The 17,948-nt window shown below is 72.9% G+C and carries 18 protein-coding genes and 1 tRNA gene; 9 read left to right on the top strand and 10 right to left on the bottom strand.

Annotation, left to right across the window (positions count from 1 at the left end):
* Positions 1-24 precede the first annotated feature (24 nt).
* From mscL to EDD26_RS08025, 3 genes are read right to left on the bottom strand one after another with little or no spacing between them, the layout of a single operon-like run.
* Positions 25-438 (bottom strand): large conductance mechanosensitive channel protein MscL, encoded by a 414-nt coding sequence (mscL, locus tag EDD26_RS08015; RefSeq protein ID WP_123697233.1) that lies wholly within the window; start codon positions 436-438, stop codon positions 25-27.
* A 3-nt stretch (positions 439-441) separates the two neighbouring features.
* Positions 442-720, bottom strand: coding sequence for an FmdB family zinc ribbon protein (locus EDD26_RS08020; RefSeq protein WP_123697234.1), 279 nt, complete (start codon positions 718-720; stop codon positions 442-444).
* Between the two features lie 3 nt (positions 721-723).
* Entirely contained in the window at positions 724-1,317 is a 594-nt protein-coding gene (locus tag EDD26_RS08025; RefSeq protein ID WP_123697235.1) for a 5-formyltetrahydrofolate cyclo-ligase, read from the bottom strand.
* A gap of 190 nt (positions 1,318-1,507) precedes the next feature.
* On the opposite strand from EDD26_RS08025, the gene EDD26_RS08030 reads away from it, so the two are divergent.
* The 4 genes from EDD26_RS08030 to EDD26_RS08045 all read left to right on the top strand — a co-directional run bounded on the left by EDD26_RS08030 (position 1,508) and on the right by EDD26_RS08045 (position 6,603).
* The gene (locus EDD26_RS08030) at positions 1,508-2,143 is read left to right on the top strand and encodes a hypothetical protein (RefSeq protein WP_123697236.1); all 636 of its coding nucleotides are present in this window, start codon (positions 1,508-1,510) and stop codon (positions 2,141-2,143) included.
* A gap of 122 nt (positions 2,144-2,265) precedes the next feature.
* The gene (locus EDD26_RS08035; RefSeq protein WP_123697237.1) at positions 2,266-4,578 is read left to right on the top strand and encodes an LLM class flavin-dependent oxidoreductase; all 2,313 of its coding nucleotides are present in this window, start codon (positions 2,266-2,268) and stop codon (positions 4,576-4,578) included.
* Between the two features lie 10 nt (positions 4,579-4,588).
* Entirely contained in the window at positions 4,589-5,248 is a 660-nt protein-coding gene (locus EDD26_RS08040; protein ID WP_123697238.1) for a GNAT family N-acetyltransferase, read from the top strand.
* A gap of 107 nt (positions 5,249-5,355) precedes the next feature.
* Positions 5,356-6,603, top strand: coding sequence for a hypothetical protein (locus EDD26_RS08045; RefSeq protein ID WP_123697239.1), 1,248 nt, complete (start codon positions 5,356-5,358; stop codon positions 6,601-6,603).
* Positions 6,604-6,606: 3 nt separating this feature from the next.
* Here EDD26_RS08045 and EDD26_RS08050 read toward each other — a convergent pair whose 3' ends face one another.
* The gene (locus EDD26_RS08050; protein WP_123697240.1) at positions 6,607-6,942 is read right to left on the bottom strand and encodes a hypothetical protein; all 336 of its coding nucleotides are present in this window, start codon (positions 6,940-6,942) and stop codon (positions 6,607-6,609) included.
* A gap of 209 nt (positions 6,943-7,151) precedes the next feature.
* Between EDD26_RS08050 and EDD26_RS08055 the strand changes: the two genes are divergently transcribed.
* Positions 7,152-7,227, top strand: a tRNA-Ala gene (locus tag EDD26_RS08055).
* Between the two features lie 66 nt (positions 7,228-7,293).
* Here the strand turns inward: EDD26_RS08055 and EDD26_RS08060 are convergent.
* Complete coding sequence (locus EDD26_RS08060) at positions 7,294-8,007, bottom strand: TetR/AcrR family transcriptional regulator C-terminal domain-containing protein (protein WP_245989807.1); 714 nt, start codon at positions 8,005-8,007, stop codon at positions 7,294-7,296.
* Between the two features lie 220 nt (positions 8,008-8,227).
* On the opposite strand from EDD26_RS08060, the gene EDD26_RS08065 reads away from it, so the two are divergent.
* Positions 8,228-8,737: a hypothetical protein gene (locus EDD26_RS08065; protein ID WP_123697241.1), complete on the top strand. Its 510-nt coding sequence runs from the start codon at positions 8,228-8,230 to the stop codon at positions 8,735-8,737.
* A gap of 51 nt (positions 8,738-8,788) precedes the next feature.
* Entirely contained in the window at positions 8,789-10,156 is a 1,368-nt protein-coding gene (locus tag EDD26_RS08070; protein WP_123697242.1) for a glycosyltransferase, read from the top strand.
* A 5-nt stretch (positions 10,157-10,161) separates the two neighbouring features.
* Here the strand turns inward: EDD26_RS08070 and EDD26_RS08075 are convergent, their stop codons facing one another.
* The 5 genes from EDD26_RS08075 to galE all read right to left on the bottom strand — a co-directional run bounded on the left by EDD26_RS08075 (position 10,162) and on the right by galE (position 14,308).
* Positions 10,162-10,608, bottom strand: a complete 447-nt coding sequence (locus EDD26_RS08075; RefSeq protein WP_123697243.1) for a pyridoxamine 5'-phosphate oxidase family protein — start codon at positions 10,606-10,608, stop codon at positions 10,162-10,164.
* A 4-nt stretch (positions 10,609-10,612) separates the two neighbouring features.
* On the bottom strand, positions 10,613-11,224 hold the full coding sequence (locus tag EDD26_RS08080) for an NADPH-dependent FMN reductase (protein WP_123697244.1): 612 nt from the start codon (positions 11,222-11,224) through the stop codon (positions 10,613-10,615).
* A 112-nt stretch (positions 11,225-11,336) separates the two neighbouring features.
* The gene (locus tag EDD26_RS08085; RefSeq protein WP_123697245.1) at positions 11,337-12,125 is read right to left on the bottom strand and encodes a class I SAM-dependent methyltransferase; all 789 of its coding nucleotides are present in this window, start codon (positions 12,123-12,125) and stop codon (positions 11,337-11,339) included.
* Positions 12,126-12,205: 80 nt separating this feature from the next.
* Entirely contained in the window at positions 12,206-13,204 is a 999-nt protein-coding gene (locus EDD26_RS14850) for a hypothetical protein (RefSeq protein ID WP_123697246.1), read from the bottom strand.
* 93 nt (positions 13,205-13,297) lie between these two features.
* Positions 13,298-14,308, bottom strand: coding sequence for a UDP-glucose 4-epimerase GalE (gene galE, locus EDD26_RS08095; RefSeq protein ID WP_123697247.1), 1,011 nt, complete (start codon positions 14,306-14,308; stop codon positions 13,298-13,300).
* Between the two features lie 327 nt (positions 14,309-14,635).
* On the opposite strand from galE, the gene EDD26_RS08100 reads away from it, so the two are divergent.
* Together EDD26_RS08100 and EDD26_RS08105 are read left to right on the top strand one after the other, a co-directional pair.
* Positions 14,636-16,486 carry a heparin lyase I family protein gene (locus tag EDD26_RS08100; protein ID WP_123697248.1) on the top strand — a complete coding sequence of 617 codons (1,851 nt, stop codon included), beginning with the start codon at positions 14,636-14,638 and terminating at the stop codon, positions 16,484-16,486.
* A gap of 141 nt (positions 16,487-16,627) precedes the next feature.
* The gene (locus tag EDD26_RS08105) at positions 16,628-17,944 is read left to right on the top strand and encodes an O-antigen ligase family protein (RefSeq protein WP_123697249.1); all 1,317 of its coding nucleotides are present in this window, start codon (positions 16,628-16,630) and stop codon (positions 17,942-17,944) included.
* Positions 17,945-17,948 lie beyond the last annotated feature (4 nt).

Consider the following 17,948-nt stretch of genomic DNA (forward strand, 5'->3'; position numbering starts at 1 on the left):
CGGTGCGCCTCGGCGGCGACAGCGTCAGGCGGTCGGCGCGCCCGGCGTCGTCGTCGAGGCCGTCGCCTGCGCCCGCAGCAGCTCGCGGATGTCCTGCAGGATCTCGACGTCGGTCTCGACCTGCTCCGCAGGTGCGAGCTCGAGCTCGCGGTTGCGGTCGAGGCGCTCCTTGAGCTTGGCCATGGGCATGATCAGCACGAAGTAGACGACCGCGGCGACGATGAGGAAGTTGATGACGGCGGCGATCAGCAGGCCGAGCTTGAACGGGCCCACCATCACACCCGCGAGCGCGTCCGCGTTGAACGCCATCGCGAGCAGCGGATCGATGATCGCCTCGGTGAAGGCGCTCACGATCCCGGTGAACGCGGCGCCGATGACGACGGCGGTCGCGAGCTCGACGACGTTGCCGCGCAGCAGGAACTTCTTGAAGCCCTCCACGGCTCAGTCGCTCGAGCTCGAGGACGAGCTCGACGAGGACGAGCCGGACGACGCGGACGAGCTCGACGAGGAACCGCCGGTCGGCGCCTTCGCCGCGCCGCTCGCGGCCCGCGAGTCGGTGCGGTAGAAGCCCGAGCCGTTGAAGGTCACGCCGACGGTGCCGTACTGCTTGCGGAGCGCGCCCTGGCAGCGCTCGCAGACCGTGAGCGACGGCTCGTCGAAGCCCTGCCGAGCCTCGAACGCGTGTCCGCAGGCGGTGCAGGCGTAGGCGTAGACGGGCATTGGTCAGCTCCTCGATGTGGTGTGGATCCCGGACGGCGTGACGACGCCGTCGACAGGCTGGTCGTACGCCGCGTGCGGCACGCTGTCGAACAGCTCGTCGTCGTGGACCACGGCATAGACCAAGGGACATTCTGCCATCGCCGCCATGGTCTTGTCGAAGAATCCGCGGCCGCCGCCGAGCCGCGAGCCGTCGCGGCCGACCGCGGTCGCCGGGATGAGCATGAGGTCGACGTCGTCGAGCGCCGTCGGCGGCAGCGTCTCGCCGGTGGGCTGCGGCACGCCGAGCGTCGCCTCGACGGTCTCGGTGCCGTCGTGCTCTGCCCAGTCCAGCAGGCCGTCGGGGCGGATGACCGGCAGCAGCACGCGGATGCCCTCGCCCGTGGCCCAGCGCAGGAAGACGCGCGTGTCGGGCTCGTCGGGCAGCGACAGGTAGGCCGAGATCGTGCGGGCGCCGAGCGTCTCGGTGAGGCGCCGCAGGTGGTCGGCTAGGGAGGCCGCATGATCGGCCGCTGCCGGACCGCGCTCCGCCCGCTGCGAGCGCAGGCGCCTCCGCAGCAGCCGCTTGGCGTCCTCGATGGCGGACTCGTCGTCGCTCACACGGCGACGCTAGCGCGTCGTCGCGGAGGCCGTCTCGATGCGCGCGGCGGGAGCGCCGTGCGCAGGGCCTCAAGAGATGCGTCGATACGCCCCAGGATTCGCCGCAGAGGTCCCATAACGGGGTTATGGTCGCGTCACGGCGCACACAGCGCCGAGCGGCGCCAGTGGCGCCGATGACCTGGAGGCAGCCATGGCCCTGCTCATCACCGTGCTGCGCATCGTGACCTTCTTCGCCTGGGTCACGACCGCGATCGCCCTCCTGCAGACGCTGAAGGGGGCGCCGTGGTCCGCGGCGGTCCTCTGGGGTGGGCTGTCGCTCGTGCTCGCGCTCGCGTGCGCTGCCGCGAGGCACGCCGACGCCGTGGCCGAGCAGCGTGCCGTGCAGCATGCGATCGAGCGCGCCGCGGGGCGGGATGCGGTGCCCGCGGACCCGGGCGGCTCCGCGCTCTTCGTGGCGGGCTGGATCTGCGGCGTGGTCGGCGTCGGCGTCGCCATCGCGGGCGTGCCGCTCACGTCGAGCGGCACGTGGTGGGTGCTGCTCGTGGGCTGCGGACTCATGGCCCTCGCGATCCCGGTGTTCGAGTGGGAGAGCCGGCGATGGGCCGCGCACGTGCTGCCCTGGTACGAGGCCGACGTGCTCGCGAACGGAGGGCCGAAACCGACGTCCGAGCTGCGGCTCGCGCTGTGGAACGCTGCGCACGCGTCCGCGCAGCCCGGGACCACGCCGCACGAGCAGCAGGAGAACGTCGTCGAGGCCTACCGGTCGCTGGTCGGCGCATGGTCGGGCACCTCGCCGCGGCCGGTCGCCGACGGCCGAGCCGTCTGACCTCCGGCCGGGGTCGCCCGCGCTCACCCGGCGACGCTCGCGCGTCGCCGTGGGAATCTTGCCCACCCCGGGCGGTTGGATCCGGTGGGCGAGCACGCGCCCGGGACGGGGACGCGATCGCCATGGACTACGGCCACCAGCTCGAGTACGGCGTGTTCATCACGCCGACGAACCAGCCACCCCAGCAGCCGGTGCGGCTCGCCCAGGCGGCCGAGCTGGCGGGGTTCGACCTCGCGACGTTCCAGGACCACCCCTACCAGCCCGCGTTCCACGACACGTGGACGCTCATGAGCTGGATCGCGGCGTCGACCGACCGCATCCGCATCGCGCCGAACGTGCTCAACGTGCCGCTGCGCCAGCCGGCCGTCGTCGCGCGCAGCGCGGCGAGCCTCGACCTGCTCTCCGGTGGCCGCGTCGAGCTGGGCCTCGGTGCCGGCGGCTTCTGGGACGCGATCGCTGCGATGGGCGGCACCAGGTTGACGCCCGGCGAGGGCGTGGATGCGCTCGCCGAGGCGATCGCCATCATCCGCGGCATCTGGGAGACGAGCGAGCGCGGCGGGGTGCGCGTCGACGGCGAGCACCATCGCGTGGCCGGCGCGAAGCGCGGGCCGCGCCCGGCGCATCCGATCCCGCTCCACATCGGCGCCTACAAGCCGCGCATGCTGCGCCTCACCGGCCGGCTCGGCGACGGCTGGCTGCCATCCCTCGGCTACCTGCAGCCCGGCGACCTCGATCGCGGCAACCGGACCATCGACGAGGCGGCCGCGCGGGCGGGCCGCGACCCGCGCGAGATCCGCCGGCTGCTCAACATCAGCGGCCAGATCGGCGAGCGGTCCACGGGACGGCTGCAGGGCCCGCCCGACCAGTGGGTGGAGGAGCTCGTCGAGCTCGCGCTCGGCGACGGCATCGGCACCTTCATCCTCGCCGCCGACGACCCGGGGCTGATGGAGCGGTTCATGGCAGAGGTCGCGCCCGCGGTGCGCGAGCAGGTCGCCGCCGAGCGCGCCGATCGCCGCACCGACACCGCGCCCGCGGTCCCCGCGGCGGCGCTCGCGAAGCGCGCGGCGGGCATCGACTACGCCGCCGTCCCCGCGAGCCTGCAGGCGACGGCGGTCGAGCCCGGCTCCTGGTCGTACCCGGATGCGCAGCACACCTACCTGCGCGGCGGCCGGCCCGGCATCGTGCTGCGGCCGACGAGCGCCGCCCAGGTGGCGGATGCGCTGCGCTACGCCCGCGGCCAGGGCGTGGGGGAGGGGCGGGTGCCGCTCAGCATCCGGTCCGCCGGTCACGGCATCTCCGGCCGGTCGACGAACGACGGCGGCATCGTCATCGACCTCGGCGCCTTCGATCGCATCGACGTCGTGGATGCGGAGCGGCGCCTCGTGCGCGTCGGCGCCGGTGCGACGTGGGGCGAGGTCGCGACCGCGCTCGACCCGCACGGCTGGGCGATCAGCTCGGGCGACTACGGCGGGGTGGGCGTCGGCGGGCTCGCGACGGCCGGCGGCGTCGGCTTCCTCGGCCGCGAGCACGGGCTCACCATCGACCACGTCGAGTCGATCGACGTCGTGCTCGCGAGCGGCGAGCTCGTGCGCGCGAGCCGCGACGAGCACCCGGAGCTGTTCTGGGGCATGCGCGGCGCCGGCGGCAACCTCGGCGTGGCCGTGGCGTTCGAGATGATCGCGCAGCCGGTGGGCGAGATCGGCTTCGCGCAGCTCGCCTTCGACGCGAGCGACACGGCCGACCTCCTCGAGCGGTGGGGCGCGGCCACGGAGGCGAGCGACCGCGCGGTGACGCCGTTCCTGCTCATCGGCCGCGACCGCCCCGGCCAGTCGCGCATCGCGCAGGCGATGATCGCCGTCGACGCCTCCGAGCCCGAGACGATCGTCGACCACCTGCAGCCGTTCGCGACGGTCGGGCCGCTCGTGCAGCAGCAGGTCGTCCGGACCCGCTACGCGGGGGTCATCGACAACGCGGCCGGGGGACCGCATCAGGGGCAGGGGGAGCCCACCACCCGGTCGGCGCTGCTGCGCTCGATCACGCCGGCCGTGGCGACGGCGCTCGCGCGCTTCCTGGACGCCGGCGCGCACTTCTTCTTCCAGATCCGCGCCATGGGCGGCGCGATCGGCGACGTCGACCCGGATGCGACCGCGTTCGCGCACCGCGACGCGGGCTTCTCGGTGATCGCGTTCGGCATGGACCGCACGCGCCTCGACGCCGCGTGGGACACGCTCGTCGCGCCGCACGCATCCGGCCTGTACCTCTCGTTCGAGACGGATCGGCGGCCCGGCCGGCTCGAGGAGGCGTTCCCGCCGGCGACGCTCGCGCGGCTGCGCGCGCTGAAGGCGGAGGTCGACCCCGAGAACCTGTTCCGCGACAACTTCAACGTCGTGCCCGCCGCGCTCGTCGCGGAGCGGTCGCCCCGCCGAACCGCCTAGGCTCGCTCTCGTGTTCGACACTGCGCCGCGGCTCACCCATGGCGCCATCACCGTGCGCGGCATCCGTCAGCGCGACGCGAAGGCGCTCGAGGCCGAGCTGATCGCCAACCGCCCCTGGCTCGAGCGCTGGGAGGCGACCTTGCCGGGCACCCGCCCGAGCGGCCGCTTCGACACCCGCTCGTCGATCCGCTCGCTGCTCGAGTCCGATCGCGACGGCACCGGCATGGCCTTCGCGATCGAGGTCGACGGCGAGTTCGCCGGCCAGCTCAACGTCGCGAACATCTCCGGCGGCGCGCTCGCGTCGTCGACCCTCGGCTACTGGATCGCGCAGCGCTTCGCCGGCCGCGGCGCCACGACGACGGCGGTCGCGCTCGTCGCCGACCACCTGCTCGGCCCGGCGGGCCTGCACCGCGTGGAGGTGTGCATCCGCCCCGAGAACGTGGCGAGCCTGCGGGTGGTCGAGAAGCTCGGCTTCCGCTACGAGGGCTGCCGCCGCCGCTACATCCACATCGACGGCGACTGGCGCGACCACCTGTGCTTCGCGATCGTCCGCGAGGAGCTCGCGGAGCCGATGCTGCAGCGCTGGCTGGCCGGCCGGGTGCCGCCGTTCGACCGCTCCGTCTACCCGGTCGAGGTCGGCGGCGACCCGCGCGCGGGCTCCGCGCGCTGACCCGAGCGCGCGCGCCGGAGCCGTTCGCGCGGCAATGTTCCCGATGCGTGGCGAACCGCCGCACGGCCTCCCGAGATCGGGCCCGCGCCGCCGCTACCGTGCAGGACATGCCAGAGTTCGCAGGTCTCGGGACGTCCCTCGTCCTCATCGTCGCGGTGGTGCTCTGGGTCGCCTACCTGGTGCCCGTCTGGACCCGCAAGCGCGAGTACCTCGCCACCGAGCGCAACGCCATCCGCCTGCAGCAGACGCTGCGGATCATGGCCGAGTCGGCCGAGTCGCCGGAGGAGGTGCGCATCGAGGCCGATGCCCGCACCATCGCCGTGCAGCAGAAGGCGGTCGCCAAGGAGGCGCGCCTCAAGCAGGCGATGGAGCACGCGAAGGCCGTCGCCCGCGCACGCGAGCTCGACGAGCAGATCAAGGCGGTCGAGCGCGAGGTGCGCGCCGCGGTGAAGTCGACGGTGTCGCGCGCCCAGCGCCTGCGCCGCACCCGCCTGGCGTGCTTCGCGCTCGTGCTCACCGCCGTGGTGGCGGTCGTCGCGGGTGCCATCGTGCCGGGCCTGCAGGCGCTGGTCGCGCTCGGCGCCGTCGTCGCCGTGCTCGGCCTGGCGGGGCTCGTCGCCGTGAACGCGTCGGCGTCGCGGATGCGTCGGGTCGCGTCATCCGCGCCCGAGGTCCGCACGCTGGTCGAGGCCCGCGAGGTCGCCGCGGAGGCGGTCGCCGCCGAGTCCCGCGTGGCCACGCAGGTCGTCGCACGGCAGGCGACGCGCGCCGGCCAGCACCGCACCGGCGCGGTGCGCGCCGCGGCATCCGCCTCCGGCGTCATCTTCGGCACCGCCGAGACCCCGCGGGCGGAGGTCGCCGGGACCGCGGACGAGGCCACCGCGTCGCGGGCCTGGTCGCCGCGGCCGGTGCCCGAGCAGCGCCTGCGCCCCGAATACCGCGCGGGCGACGAGCTGCTGCGACGCGCCCGTGCGCAGCTCGCCGAGGATCGCCGCGCCATCTCCGGCCCCATCGCCCGCGTCGCGGCGCTCGAGGCGAGCTTCGACGAGATCGTCACCGGCGAGATCGGCACCCCCTCGCCGACCGAACCGGCCGCAGACCGCCGCACGGCGGAGACGCAGCCGGTCGCGCCCGTGCGCGAGATGCGCGCCGACCCGGCTCCGGCAGCGCCGGCCGTGATCATCGAGCCGGCACCGCTCGAGACCGAGCAGGACGAGCACCGCGTGCGCGTCGAGCAGCCCGCCCGGCGGGTCGAGCGCTCCGCGAGCGGCTCGCGCTTCGCCTCGATGGGCGTCGTCGACGACGAGCTCGAGCGCCTCGACGTGCACGAGGCGTTCCTCCGCCGCGTCGGCTGACCGCTAGGCGCGCGTGCGCCGGCCAGCGGTCGTCGCGAGCACGAGCCCGGCCAGCGCGAAGAGCGCTGCGGTGAGGGCGCCGGTGCCAGGCGGTTCGTCCCACGACTGCGGCACCGCGTTGAGCAGCGTGTACTCCACGATCGGGTTCGCCGCGATCGCGCACACCGCCAGCACCACCACGACCGCGCTGCGCCCGACGCCGGAGCCGCGAGTGAGCAGCCGGTAGGCGGCGAAGCCCGCCGCGGCCACCGCGAGCGGCCACAGCAGGCCGATCCAGCCCGTGTTGGCCCCGCTCGTGACGGCGGCACAGCTCGGCGACAGCCCGGGCTGCAGCGGCATCGCCGCGTCGGCGCAGGGCTGCCAGACGACGACGATGACCGCGGCCAGCGCGATGCTGAGCGCGATGGCGGCGGCACTGGCCGCGAGGCACGATCGGACGCTAGCGGCGTGCGGTGGCCGGGAGGTGAACGGCCGCGGACGGCACGACGAAGCCCCGGCCGGCGCCGATTTCGTGGAGCCCGCCGTCGTCGGGTACGCTGATCCGGTCCGGGCCCGTAGCGCAGTTGGTAGCGCGTCTCGTTCGCAATGAGAAGGTCGGGGGTTCGATTCCCCCCGGGTCCACCACCGGAAGAGCCCCGCCGCGAGGCGGGGCTCTGCTCGTCTCTGCAGCGGCGCGCCGTCCGAGCAGCGCTACTGCGAGACGTCCCTGTCCAACCGGTCGAGGAGCATCTCGAGCGACACCTCGAACTCCTCATCGGTGCGGTCCTCGCTCAGCAGCGGGCGCAGCCGCCGCACCTCGGACGCCGTCCCGAGGGTCACCTGGCCGTCGGCCTGTGGCACGTCGGCATCGCCCTCGTCGAGGGGCTCCTCGACGGGGCTCGTCTCGGCGCCCCGCACCGCGGACTCCAGCAGCAGCTGACCCAGCAGGAAGCTGCTGAACGACCGGTAGGCGTCCACGGCCTGCCGATCCGTGAAGCCGTGGCCGATCAGCGTGCTGAGGAACGAGTCGACGATCTCGATGCTGCGCAGCGGCGGCCGCAGCCACGGGGCCGAGGGATGCCTGGTGGCCACGAGCGGGAAGGCCCGTGGATGCTCGATCGCGATGCTGCGGACCCGATGGGCGAGGGTCTGGAGGAAGCCCTGCCAGTGCGCGGTGAGCGCCGCATCGAGGTCCGACGCGAGCCCGTCCATGAGCAGCGCGACGACCCCCTCGAGGAGGTCCTCCTTGCCGTGCACGTAGCGGTACAGCGACATCGCCTCGACCCCCAGCTCCTGCGCGAGCGTCCGCATCGACAGGCTCTGCGCGCCCGCCCGGTCGATGTGCGACAGCGCGGTGCTGACGATCAGCTCGCGGCTGAGGCGCGCAGCGGACCCGTTGGCGGGCGTCGTCCTCTGGCGGGCCACGTCGCGATCGCCTCCTCCGAGACTTGTACCCCATCCGGGGTTGACGGCTGCCGCCGGGTCGGCGATATGCTCACGCTACTCACGCTTACGGTGTAAGTCGCGACACGGCCGCGAGGGGTGACGTCTGGTGCGAGGGGCCCGGTCCGCGCTGCCCGCCCGCGGCATGCGCCCCCGCGTCCCCGTGCGCCCTCGCGCCGGCCCTGCACCAGAACGGTCCTCGATGCCTGACACGCACTCCCTCACCGCGACGCTCGTGGGCGCTGTCTCCACCCGACTCGACCGCGCTCGCCTGCGAGGCGTGTCGCGGAAGCCCGTCACGCCCGAGTTCGAGGCGCGCATCCTCCGCGAGGGTGTCCGCGGCGTGCTGCACGCCGGCGCCGTCTCGCGACTCGTCTCGACGTCGTTCCTCGAGGCGCTCTTCATGACCACGACCCATCCGGGGCTGCTGCGCGTGATCCCGCGCAACTCCAGGGCGCCGCTGTGGGTCATCGGGCAGGGGCTCCACTGCGACTTCGACGAGGTCGAGCTCGTGTTCTACGCCCGGCGGATGGGGCGCCCCGATCTCGCGATGGACCTGCTCGACGAGGTCGAGGACCGCACGATCACGCTCGAGGCGCGCTGGCGCAAGCTCGGTGGGGGCGACGTCCCGCCCGACGAGCCGCGGCTCCCCTGCGGCAGGACCAGCGCCTCCGGCACGCCGAGCACCGCGCCGACCGAGCCCTTCTCATAACACTGTCCGCGTTTCTCCTGAAGGCGGCCAGTGCGCCACTACCGTGACCGCGTGGCACACATCCTCGTCACCGCGATGCCGTTCGCGGGACACGTCCGTCCGATGACCGCGGTCGCTGCAGCGCTGCTCGACCGAGGTCACCGCGTGACCGCCTACACCGGCGCCCGGTACGCGGAGGCGTTCGGTCGGCTGGGGTGCGCGATCCTGCCGTGGAGCGCTGCCCAGGACTTCGACGAGACCCGGCTCTCCGAGACCTTCCCCGACGCCGGCGGCCCCGGGCCGCTCGGGCTGATCGCCAACGTGCGCGACGTGTTCATCGGCACCGCGCGCGGGCAGGTCGACGACGTGTGCGCGGCGCACGCGGTCACGCCGTTCGACGCGATCGTCGCCGACGTGCTCGCGGTCGGCGCCGGCCTCACCGCCGAGCTGCTCGACCTGCCGTGGGCGACCATCTCCGTGGTGCCGCTGTCGATGCCGAGCCGGGACCTGCCGCCGAGCGCGCTCGCCCTGGCACCGGGCCGGGGCCGCTTCGGCGAGGCACGGGATGCGCTGCTGCGCCGCGCCGCCCCGACCATGACGGCACCGCTCGACCGGCCGCATCGCGCGGTGCGAGCGTCGCTGGGCCTCGGCCCGGGCCGCCGGTTCGACAGCACCCTCTACTCGCCGACGCTCGTGATCGCCACCGGGGCGCCGTCGATCGAGTTCCCGCGCACCGATCTGCCGGCATCCGTGCACTTCGTCGGCCGCCTGGTGCCCCCGACCGCGGCGCGACCCACACCGTCGTGGGTCGCGCCGCTCCTGGAGCAGGGCTCGCCGTTGGTGTTCGTGACGCAGGGCACGCTCACCACCGATCCCACCGATCTGCTCGTCCCCGCGATCGTGGGGCTCGCCGACGAGCCGGTGCGCGTCGTGGGCACCACCGCCGGTCGGGACGTCGGCACCGAGCCGCCGCCGAACGCGCGGCTCGTCGACTTCGTCCCCTTCGCGGCGATCGTGCCGAGCTGCGAGGTCGGCGTCACGAACGGCGGCTGGGGAGGGGTGCTCGAGATGCTGTCGATGGGCGTGCCGCTCGTCGTCGCCGGCGGCACGCTCGACAAGCCGCAGATCGCCGCGCAGGTGGCGTACTCGGGCGCGGGGGTCGACCTGCGCACCGGCAGGCCGAAGCCCGCGCAGGTGCGCGATGCGGTGCGGAAGGTGCGCACCGACCCCCGCTTCAAGCAGCGGGCGCTCGAGATCGCCGCAGAGCTCGAGCGGCTCGGCGGCGCGCGCCATGCCGCCGAGCTCATCGAGCGGCTCGTGCTGCCGGCGCCGCACGCGGAGTCGACCCGATGGACGCGCGATCGGCCGCCGCCCGAGGAGGTGCCGCCCTCCGAGGAGGACGTCATCGTCGCGCGGAGGGTGCTGGTGCGGCCGGGCTGAACCCGTCAGTCGAGCCAGGCGCCGCCGCGCATGAGCTGCCGCTCGGGCAGCTCGTCGACCTCGCGCCACGCCTGGATCTCCGTCGGGCGCACGCGGTACCACCGCATCCGCCCGCTCGACGCGCGGGGGTCGAAGCCTGCCCGAGCCGCGAACGCGTCGGCGCGTGCGGCCGGCACGTCGTCGATGTCGAGCGCCTCGACGTCGCCGTCGATCATCGAGACGTCGCGCACGAGCCCGAGGCCGAGCCGGACGCGGCCCTTCGCCTCGAGGTTGCGCCCCGTGGGGCTCGACGGCGAGGTGGCCAGCAGCAGCGTGTCGCCATCCCAGTCGAACGAGAGCGGCACGAGGTGCGCCTCGCCGGTGGGGGAGGCGGTCGCGACCCACACGTCGACGTCCTCCGAGAGCCGCCGCTCGGTGTCGCGACGACGCTGCGGCCGCGGGCGCGGCGGCATCCGCTCAGCCAGCCGCCGTGGAGCCGTCGGCCTTCGGCAGCACGGTGAGGACCCGGCGCACGAAGTCGTCGTAGGCCGCCATGTAGGTGCTCAGGAATTCCTTCGTCGACTCGACGGTGACGTCGTCGTCGTCGTCGACGAGCCCGTCCTTGTACTGCACGTACGCCTCGATCTCGTTCATCATCGGGGCATTGCAGAACGACATGATCGTCTTCAGGTGCTGCTGGCCGACGGCGGTGCCGATGCCGCCGGGCGAGGTGCCGATGATGCCGACCGGCTTCCGGTTGAGCGCGTTCTCGCCGTAGGGGCGGGAGGCCCAGTCGATGGCGTTCTTGAGCGCGCCGGGGATGGATCGGTTGTACTCCGGCGTGACGATGAGGATGCCGTCGGCTTCGGTGATCGCGCGCTTGAGCTCCACGGCCTCCGGCGGGTAGGCGTCGTCGCGATCCCGGTCGTAGAGGTCGAGCTGGTCGATCTCGATGAACGAGCACTGCAGCGCGGGAGGAGCGAGCTTGATGAGCGCCCGCGCGAGGCGGCGGTTGATCGACGACGCGGCGATGCTGCCGCAGATGACGCCGATCGTGTACGGGGGTTCGTGGTGGTAGGTCTCGGCCATGGCCCCAGCCTGCACCCGGGGGCTGGACGGGTCCAGGGAGAGGGGCGAGCCGCGTCCGTCGAGGGTCGCAGGTCGGCACGGGCGTCTGGGCGACGCGGAGCCGCGGCATCGCTCACGCCGCCTCGGAGGCTCCCGCCTTCACGAGCCGCGCGCTGACGTACTGGATCTCCCTGCGCTCGAGCCTCGCGAAGGTGGCGGTGCCGCGGAAGCCGGCGAAGGGCTCGAAGGCTCGGTGGAACCTCCGCGGTATCCACGCCTCCATCAGGGCGCGCCGCCGGTCGTCATCGATGTCCAGCGCGCCCCGCACGTGCGCGGTGATGTCGTGGAGCTCGACGAGCTCGAGAGGACCCTCGCCGAGCCCGCGCCGCAGCGCGGCCATCTCTCGCGCCGGGCGGAGATCGGCGAAGAGGAGGCTGCCGCCCGGGCGCAGCACCCGGTGCACCTCGGCGAGGAAGTCGTCCATCGAGCTGTAGCAGTGGGACGACTCCACGTTGACGACGGCATCGAACGCGCCGTCGGGGAACGGGAGCGCGAGCGCGTCGCCCTGGACGAAGCTGAGTCCGGGGGCACGTCGATATCGGCGGCACAGGGCGATCGCGCGTCGGGAGAGATCGAGTCCGATCGTGGTCCGGGGGGCTCGGTAGCGCGCGATGAACGAGGCGCCGCCGCCGCGTCCGCACCCCACCTCGAGCACGTCAGCGCCGCGCAGATCGGTGCCGGTGAGCACGTGGTCGTAGAGCTGGATGCAGAGGCGGTCGGGCTCGTCGGCGGCGTCGAGCGGGGGACCGTCCGCCGGAGGCTGCACGAGGTAGCCGTAGTTCATGAACGCCCACTCGGGTCGCTGCACGCGGGCAGCGAGCACTTCGTACAGTGCTCGCCACGCGAGCTGGCGCACGCTCATGCCTCAGGCTAGCCCCGGCACCGGAGGCGCGCCCGGAGTCCGCCCGAGGCCGCCGAGGCTGGGCCTCGAGCCGGGTCGGGCTACGGGACCTCGGGGAGCGTCGGGGCGTCGCCGCCGTTGCCGCCTTCGCCGCCGTTGTCGCCGCCGTTGCCGGGTTCGGTCGGCGTCGGCTCGCTCGGCGCCGGGGCCGGCGCCGGCGCCGGTGCGGGCGCAGGTGCGGGGGCGGGCCGCACCGGGCGGGGAGCGGGTGCGGGCGCCTGCTCCACCGGCGCCTCGACGGCGGCCTGCTCGGCGGCGATGGCCTCCTGCAGGTCGAGCGCCGCCTGCGCGTGCGCGGTGAGCGCCTCCAGCGCGTCGATCGTCTGCGACGGCACCGTCTGGGCGCGGAGGGGCTCGGCGGACGCGCCGAGCGCGTCGGCGGTGGCGCCCAGTCCGTTGACGGCGACGCGCGCATCCGCGGCCTGCAGCACGGCGGGCCCGAAGGCGGTGACCGCCTGGTCGAGCTGGTCGAGCCGTGCGGTGTCCGGCGCGGCGTCATCGAGCGCGGCTGCTCGGGACTCGAGCGCCTCCACGTCGTCGGCCGTCAGCCCCGCCGGCGCGGGCTCGGTGGTCGGCGGGGCCTCCGCCAGGCAGGCCGCGAGCGGGTCTGCGACGCCCTCGTACTCCGCGGCGACGGCAGCGTCGTCCTCCGTCGTGAAGCCGGCGGCGAAGGCCTCGACCGCGGCGGCCCGGCTCTCCTCGAACGCGGCGCGGTCGACGGCCTCGATGATGATGTACGCGTCCTCGACGATCGCCGCGCCCCCGAGGGCGGCCTCCATGCGCTGCTCGAGCTGCACGCTGCCCACGATGCGGGCGTCCGTCTCGCACTGCGCCTGCAGCTGCGCAGCCTCCCAGGCGTCGATCGCGCTCGCCGCGGTCGCGTAGCGCTCCTGCAGCTGGCTCGACGACCCGCTCGCGGCTTCCGCGTCGGCGCGCCGCTGGTCGCCGACGATCGTCACGGCGACGACGGAGCCGACCGCGAAGAGCGCGGCGGCGCCGAGGCCCGCGTAGGCCCAGGGTCGGGTGCCTTCAGACGGCATAGAGGACGCGCATCCTTCCGCGGATCAGAGCATGGATGCCTGCCAGCGTACCCGGCGTGCGCCGCGGCCAGTCCGGGCCGGTGATGGAGGGCGTCAGCCGCGGTAGCCGCGCGGGTTGCGCTGCTGCCAGCGCCAGGCATCCCTCGCCGCGTCGTCGAGGGTGCGCGTCGCCTGCCACCCGAGGCGTTCGCGCGCGAGGGTCGGGTCGGCGGTCGACACCGGGGCGTCGCCCGGGCGCCGGGCCACCACCTCGCTCGGCAGCTCGTGCCCGACCGCCCGCTCGAAGGCGTGCAGCACGTCGAGCACGCTGCCGCCGATCCCCGTGCCGAGGTTGACGGTGAGCACGCCGGGCTCGAGCGCCTCCAGTGCAGCGACGTGACCCTCGGCGAGATCGGAGACGTGGATGTAGTCGCGCACGCCGGTGCCGTCGGCAGTGTCGTAGTCGTCGCCGTAGATGCGGAGCCGCTCGCGCTCGCCGGCCGCGACCTGGGCGATGAAGGGCATGAGGTTGTTGGGCACGCCCTTGGGGTCCTCGCCGATGTCGCCCGACTCGTGCGCGCCGACGGGGTTGAAGTAGCGCAGCACCGCCGCGCGGAGGCTCGGGTCGGCGGCAGCTGCGTCCGCGACGATCGCCTCGATCATCGCCTTCGTGCGCCCGTAGGGGTTGGGCAGGTCGATGCCGACCGGGGCGTCCTCCCGCAGCAGCTCGCCCGGCTGCTCGTAGACGGTGGCGGAGGAGGAGAACACGAAGCGGTCGACGCCGTGCGCCGCCATCGCCTCGAGCGTCGCGATCGCCGAGCCGAGGTTGACCCGGTAGTAGGTGAGGGGCTGCGCGACCGATTCCCCGACCGCCTTGAGCCCCGCGAAGTGGATGACGGCATCGATCTCGTGCTCGTCGAGCACGCGGCCGACGAGCTCGCGGTCGCCCGCGTCACCGGCGACCATCGGGATCTCGACGCCCGCCAGCCTGCCGGCGCGCTCGATCGCGGCGGGGCTCGCGTTCGAGAGGTCGTCGAGCACGACGGGGGAGTGGCCGTGCTCGGCGAGGGCGATCGCGGTGTGGGAGCCGATGAAGCCGGCGCCGCCGGTGAGCAGTACGCGCATGGGTCTCCTGTGCTCGGGTACGAGGCCAGCGTACCGAGCGCGACCAGTCAGACCGGCAGGCTGCACCCCGGACCACGGGCGAGCATTCACCGGCTCGGTGATCGTGACGCCGCTGACGCCGGCCGGCCGGCCGCGGTGGTCGATCCGACGTGGCAGTAGATCGATCGTCGAACTACAAATTGCGCTGTGCAAGCACTTTGTCCTGGACCGCAGGCTTGCTGTTTCGGTACCCTTAAGAGGAGCGACTCAGGCGCCGTACTCACTTCGGCCGAGAGGCGGCCGAGTCGGCCGCATGAGGCTTTTCAGCAGCGAGAACGTGAGGCACTCATGCATCTGAACGATCCTTGGACCCAGCAGCTGAGCCGTCGAGGGCTCCTCCTGGCTGCGGCCGCTGGCACGATCGGCACCTTCCTCCCGAAGTGGACGCCGCTCCAGATCGCGAGCCCCGACCCCGAGGTGGCGAGCGCCGCCTTCATGTACTGCAACCTCGGAACAGGCGAGGTCATCAGGAGGGGCGTGGCAGTCCCGCGTTCGCAGTACGTGGTCGGCGGGGGCCAGATCGGGCCGGGCCTGCCGAACAAGCTCCAGTCCGTGCTCCCGTTCGGAGGCGCTGACATCGGGAGCAACACGCTGCCGCAGGGCCTCGACTGGCACGGGTCCTCCGCCCCGAAGACACTGCTCGCCGCTGACGGCAGCAGCATCCGGTGGCGTGGGCGCAACACGACGTCCCGGTACTCCGGCGGTGTCCGGACGCGCCTCGAGGTCGCGGCGCCAGGTGAGAGCATCCTGGTGAGCTTCAAGGCGCGGATCACCGAGGTGGTGGGTCATCGCGAGGCAGCGTTGATGGTCAGCCTGCTCCGGACCACCGACAGCACGAGCACGACGCTCGAACGCGTGTACACCGCCCGGGATCAGAGCTTCGAGCGGTGCGTGGTGAGACTCACGGCGCCCCCCGGCGGGACGAGCGGCTGGAAGCTGGTCTTCACCGGCGAGGCCGGCGATGGTGCGCCGGACCAGCAGGCGACGTTCGAGATCCGCGACCTGATGGTCACAGCCGGGGGCGCCCCCAGCCCCTGGCTCGGCGAGCGCTACGCTGCGCCGCCCTACGCGCCGACGGGGTACGTCGGCGGTGACGTCGTCGTCGACCCGAAGCTGGCGTCGAGCGAGTTCTACCTCGTGGCTCGAACCCTGGAGTTCGGCTGGATCGGCGTCCCCGTCGAGGTGAGCGCGCAGTCGCCGAGGATCTCCTTCTCCGAGGTGTTCGGGCCCGATGCCTGCATCACCGTTGCTGAGTTCTACCTCGTCGCCAGGAGCAGGTGGCAGTCCGGGTGGATCTCGAAGCTCGCTGGCGCGTCGACCTGGATGCCGATGCGCTTCACGAACATCGACGGGATCGCCGGCAAGTCGCGGCCGGAGTCGCAGGCGCGTCTCTCGCGGGCCTCGGGGATGGTGGCGGGCCACTCGATCCCGGCCGGAACCACGGCTCGGTCCATGACACCGTCGCTCGACGCGCCACCGGAGACGTGGGCGGCCTCGTTCGACTCCTCTCGTTGGTCGTACATCTCGTTCCGAGTGGACAAGGCACCGTTCATCGGTGAGACCACCGTCCCGGCCGGCGTGCGATCCGAGGTGCATGTCCCGAACTGCCTCGACTACGACCGGCCCTACTGGTTCTCCTTCGCCTTCCGCGTCAACACGACCGTGCACGACGCCGTCTACACCAGGAAGGTCGTGCTGTTCCAGACCCGGTACACGAAGAACGCATCGGCTGACTCCTCTGCCCTCGGTCCAGAGCTCGCGCTCGAGCAGCTGCCAGGGGACCGGTTCGCCGTGAGCTATCGCACCGACGATGGCGTCCCTGTCCTGGCGGGGAGCGGGACGCCCGCTGGCATCACGACGCGCACGCTCGGTCCGTGGTACGCGCCCCGGGGACGGTGGCAGAACCTGGTGATCCGCGCGAACTACTCCCGCTCGGGCGGGGGCGAGCTCGGGGTCTGGTTGAACGGGGCGACCTTGATCAACGCGGCGGTGCCGCTCGGCTACAACCGAGCGAACGGTCCGAAGGTCAGGTTCGGGGCGTACAAGTTCTCCGACTACCCGGCCACGACCGAGTTCCAGAACTTCGAGTTCGGTCCGAAGGAGCTGTCGGGTCGGATCCTGCGACCTCTCGCAGTGTGACGCTCCACCAGACGACGGTGCGTCGCTGACCCGGTGACCCCTCGCTCCGTCCCTTGACGCGTGTGGCTGCCAGACGCAGAGCGCGACGCTCGGCGTGGGAGGATGAGGAAGCATCTCCGGACACCAGGACCGAGGCCAGCCATGATCCTCTTCACCGCAGTGGCGCTCGTCGGCGTCGCTGTCTTCGTGCTGCTGGTGCACCACCCGCGCTTCGTGCCGCACATCGCGCTGAGCGCCATCGTCGTGCTCGCTGCGATGATCCCGCGCTTCGGGCCGTCTGATGAGCACGTCGTCGTCCTCACGGCCGGCAGCGCGGCGATCGGCCTGGTCGCGCTGCTCCGTCGCCCGCCTCATGAGGCCGGGCAGTACGTCGGGCTGAATCGTCTGCTCCTGGCGTACCTCGTCTACTCGTCCGCGATCGCCATCGTCTTCCTGACGCCGAGCGCGGCAGCGCTCCGAGCGGTGACCACGGTCGCGCTGATCCTCGTGGTGCTGCTCGCCCGTCGGACGAGCGCCGCGACCACCGACTACTTCCCCGTGCTCCTGGCATGCATCGTCTTCGCCGAGGTCGCCTTCGGCGTCTCAGAAGCGTTCCTCGGGGCGGACGCCGTCTGGCCGAGGCCTGACGGGTCCGATCGGCTCGAAGGGCGCGTGAACCACATCGCGCCTTGGCTCGCCGGTCGAGTGCTCGGCACCTTCGCCGGGCCCATCCCCTACGGCACGGTCGCGGGAGTCGCGTTCCTCGCGGCCCTCTGGATGGTGATCGAGCGGGGTCGCCGCCGGTACGTCTGGGTGCTCGCCGTCGCTGCCTTCGGCCTCCTGCTGTCTGGCACGCGCAGTGCGATCCTCGCGATCGTCCTGATGGTGGTGATGTGGCTGCTCGTGCGCTCATCCGCTTCGCGCCCCGTGATCGTGTGCGTCGGCCTCCTGGCGGGCGCCGCACTCCTGCTCCTCTCGGACGTCGGGGCGCTCTTCGGCCTGCAAGGGTTCACGGACTCGACCAGCTACGAGCACCGCACGCAGATCCTCGGTTCGATCACCGATCTCCTGACGAAGCAGTCTCCGCTCGCGGTCATCTTCGGCAATGGCGACAACGCCCGAGATCTGCTCGTGGACGGCACCATCACGACCACCACGGGGGTCACGGTCTTCGACAATCAGCTCGTCCGCGAGCTCGCTGCGTCAGGGATCGTCGGGACGACGCTGCTCATCGCTGGGATGGTGACTGCGCTCCGCCGAGGCAACGGGCTCTCCCGCATGGTCGTCATCTTCGTCGGCCTGATGTTCCTCTCGTTCGACGCGCTGACCTGGCAGTCGGTCAGCGTCCTCTTCCTCATCGCGTGCGCATCTCCACTCGCCGTCAAGCAGCAGTTGGAGGCAGCGTCCGCGCCTTCGCGGAGGCCTCGAGCGCGTGCGGCGAGCGGTGCACGGCTCGATCGCTCGCCATCAGCGAGCTGAGCGT

The sequence above is a fragment of the Agrococcus jenensis genome, assembly GCF_003752465.1.
GTDB classification, from domain to species: Bacteria; Actinomycetota; Actinomycetes; order Actinomycetales; family Microbacteriaceae; genus Agrococcus; species Agrococcus jenensis.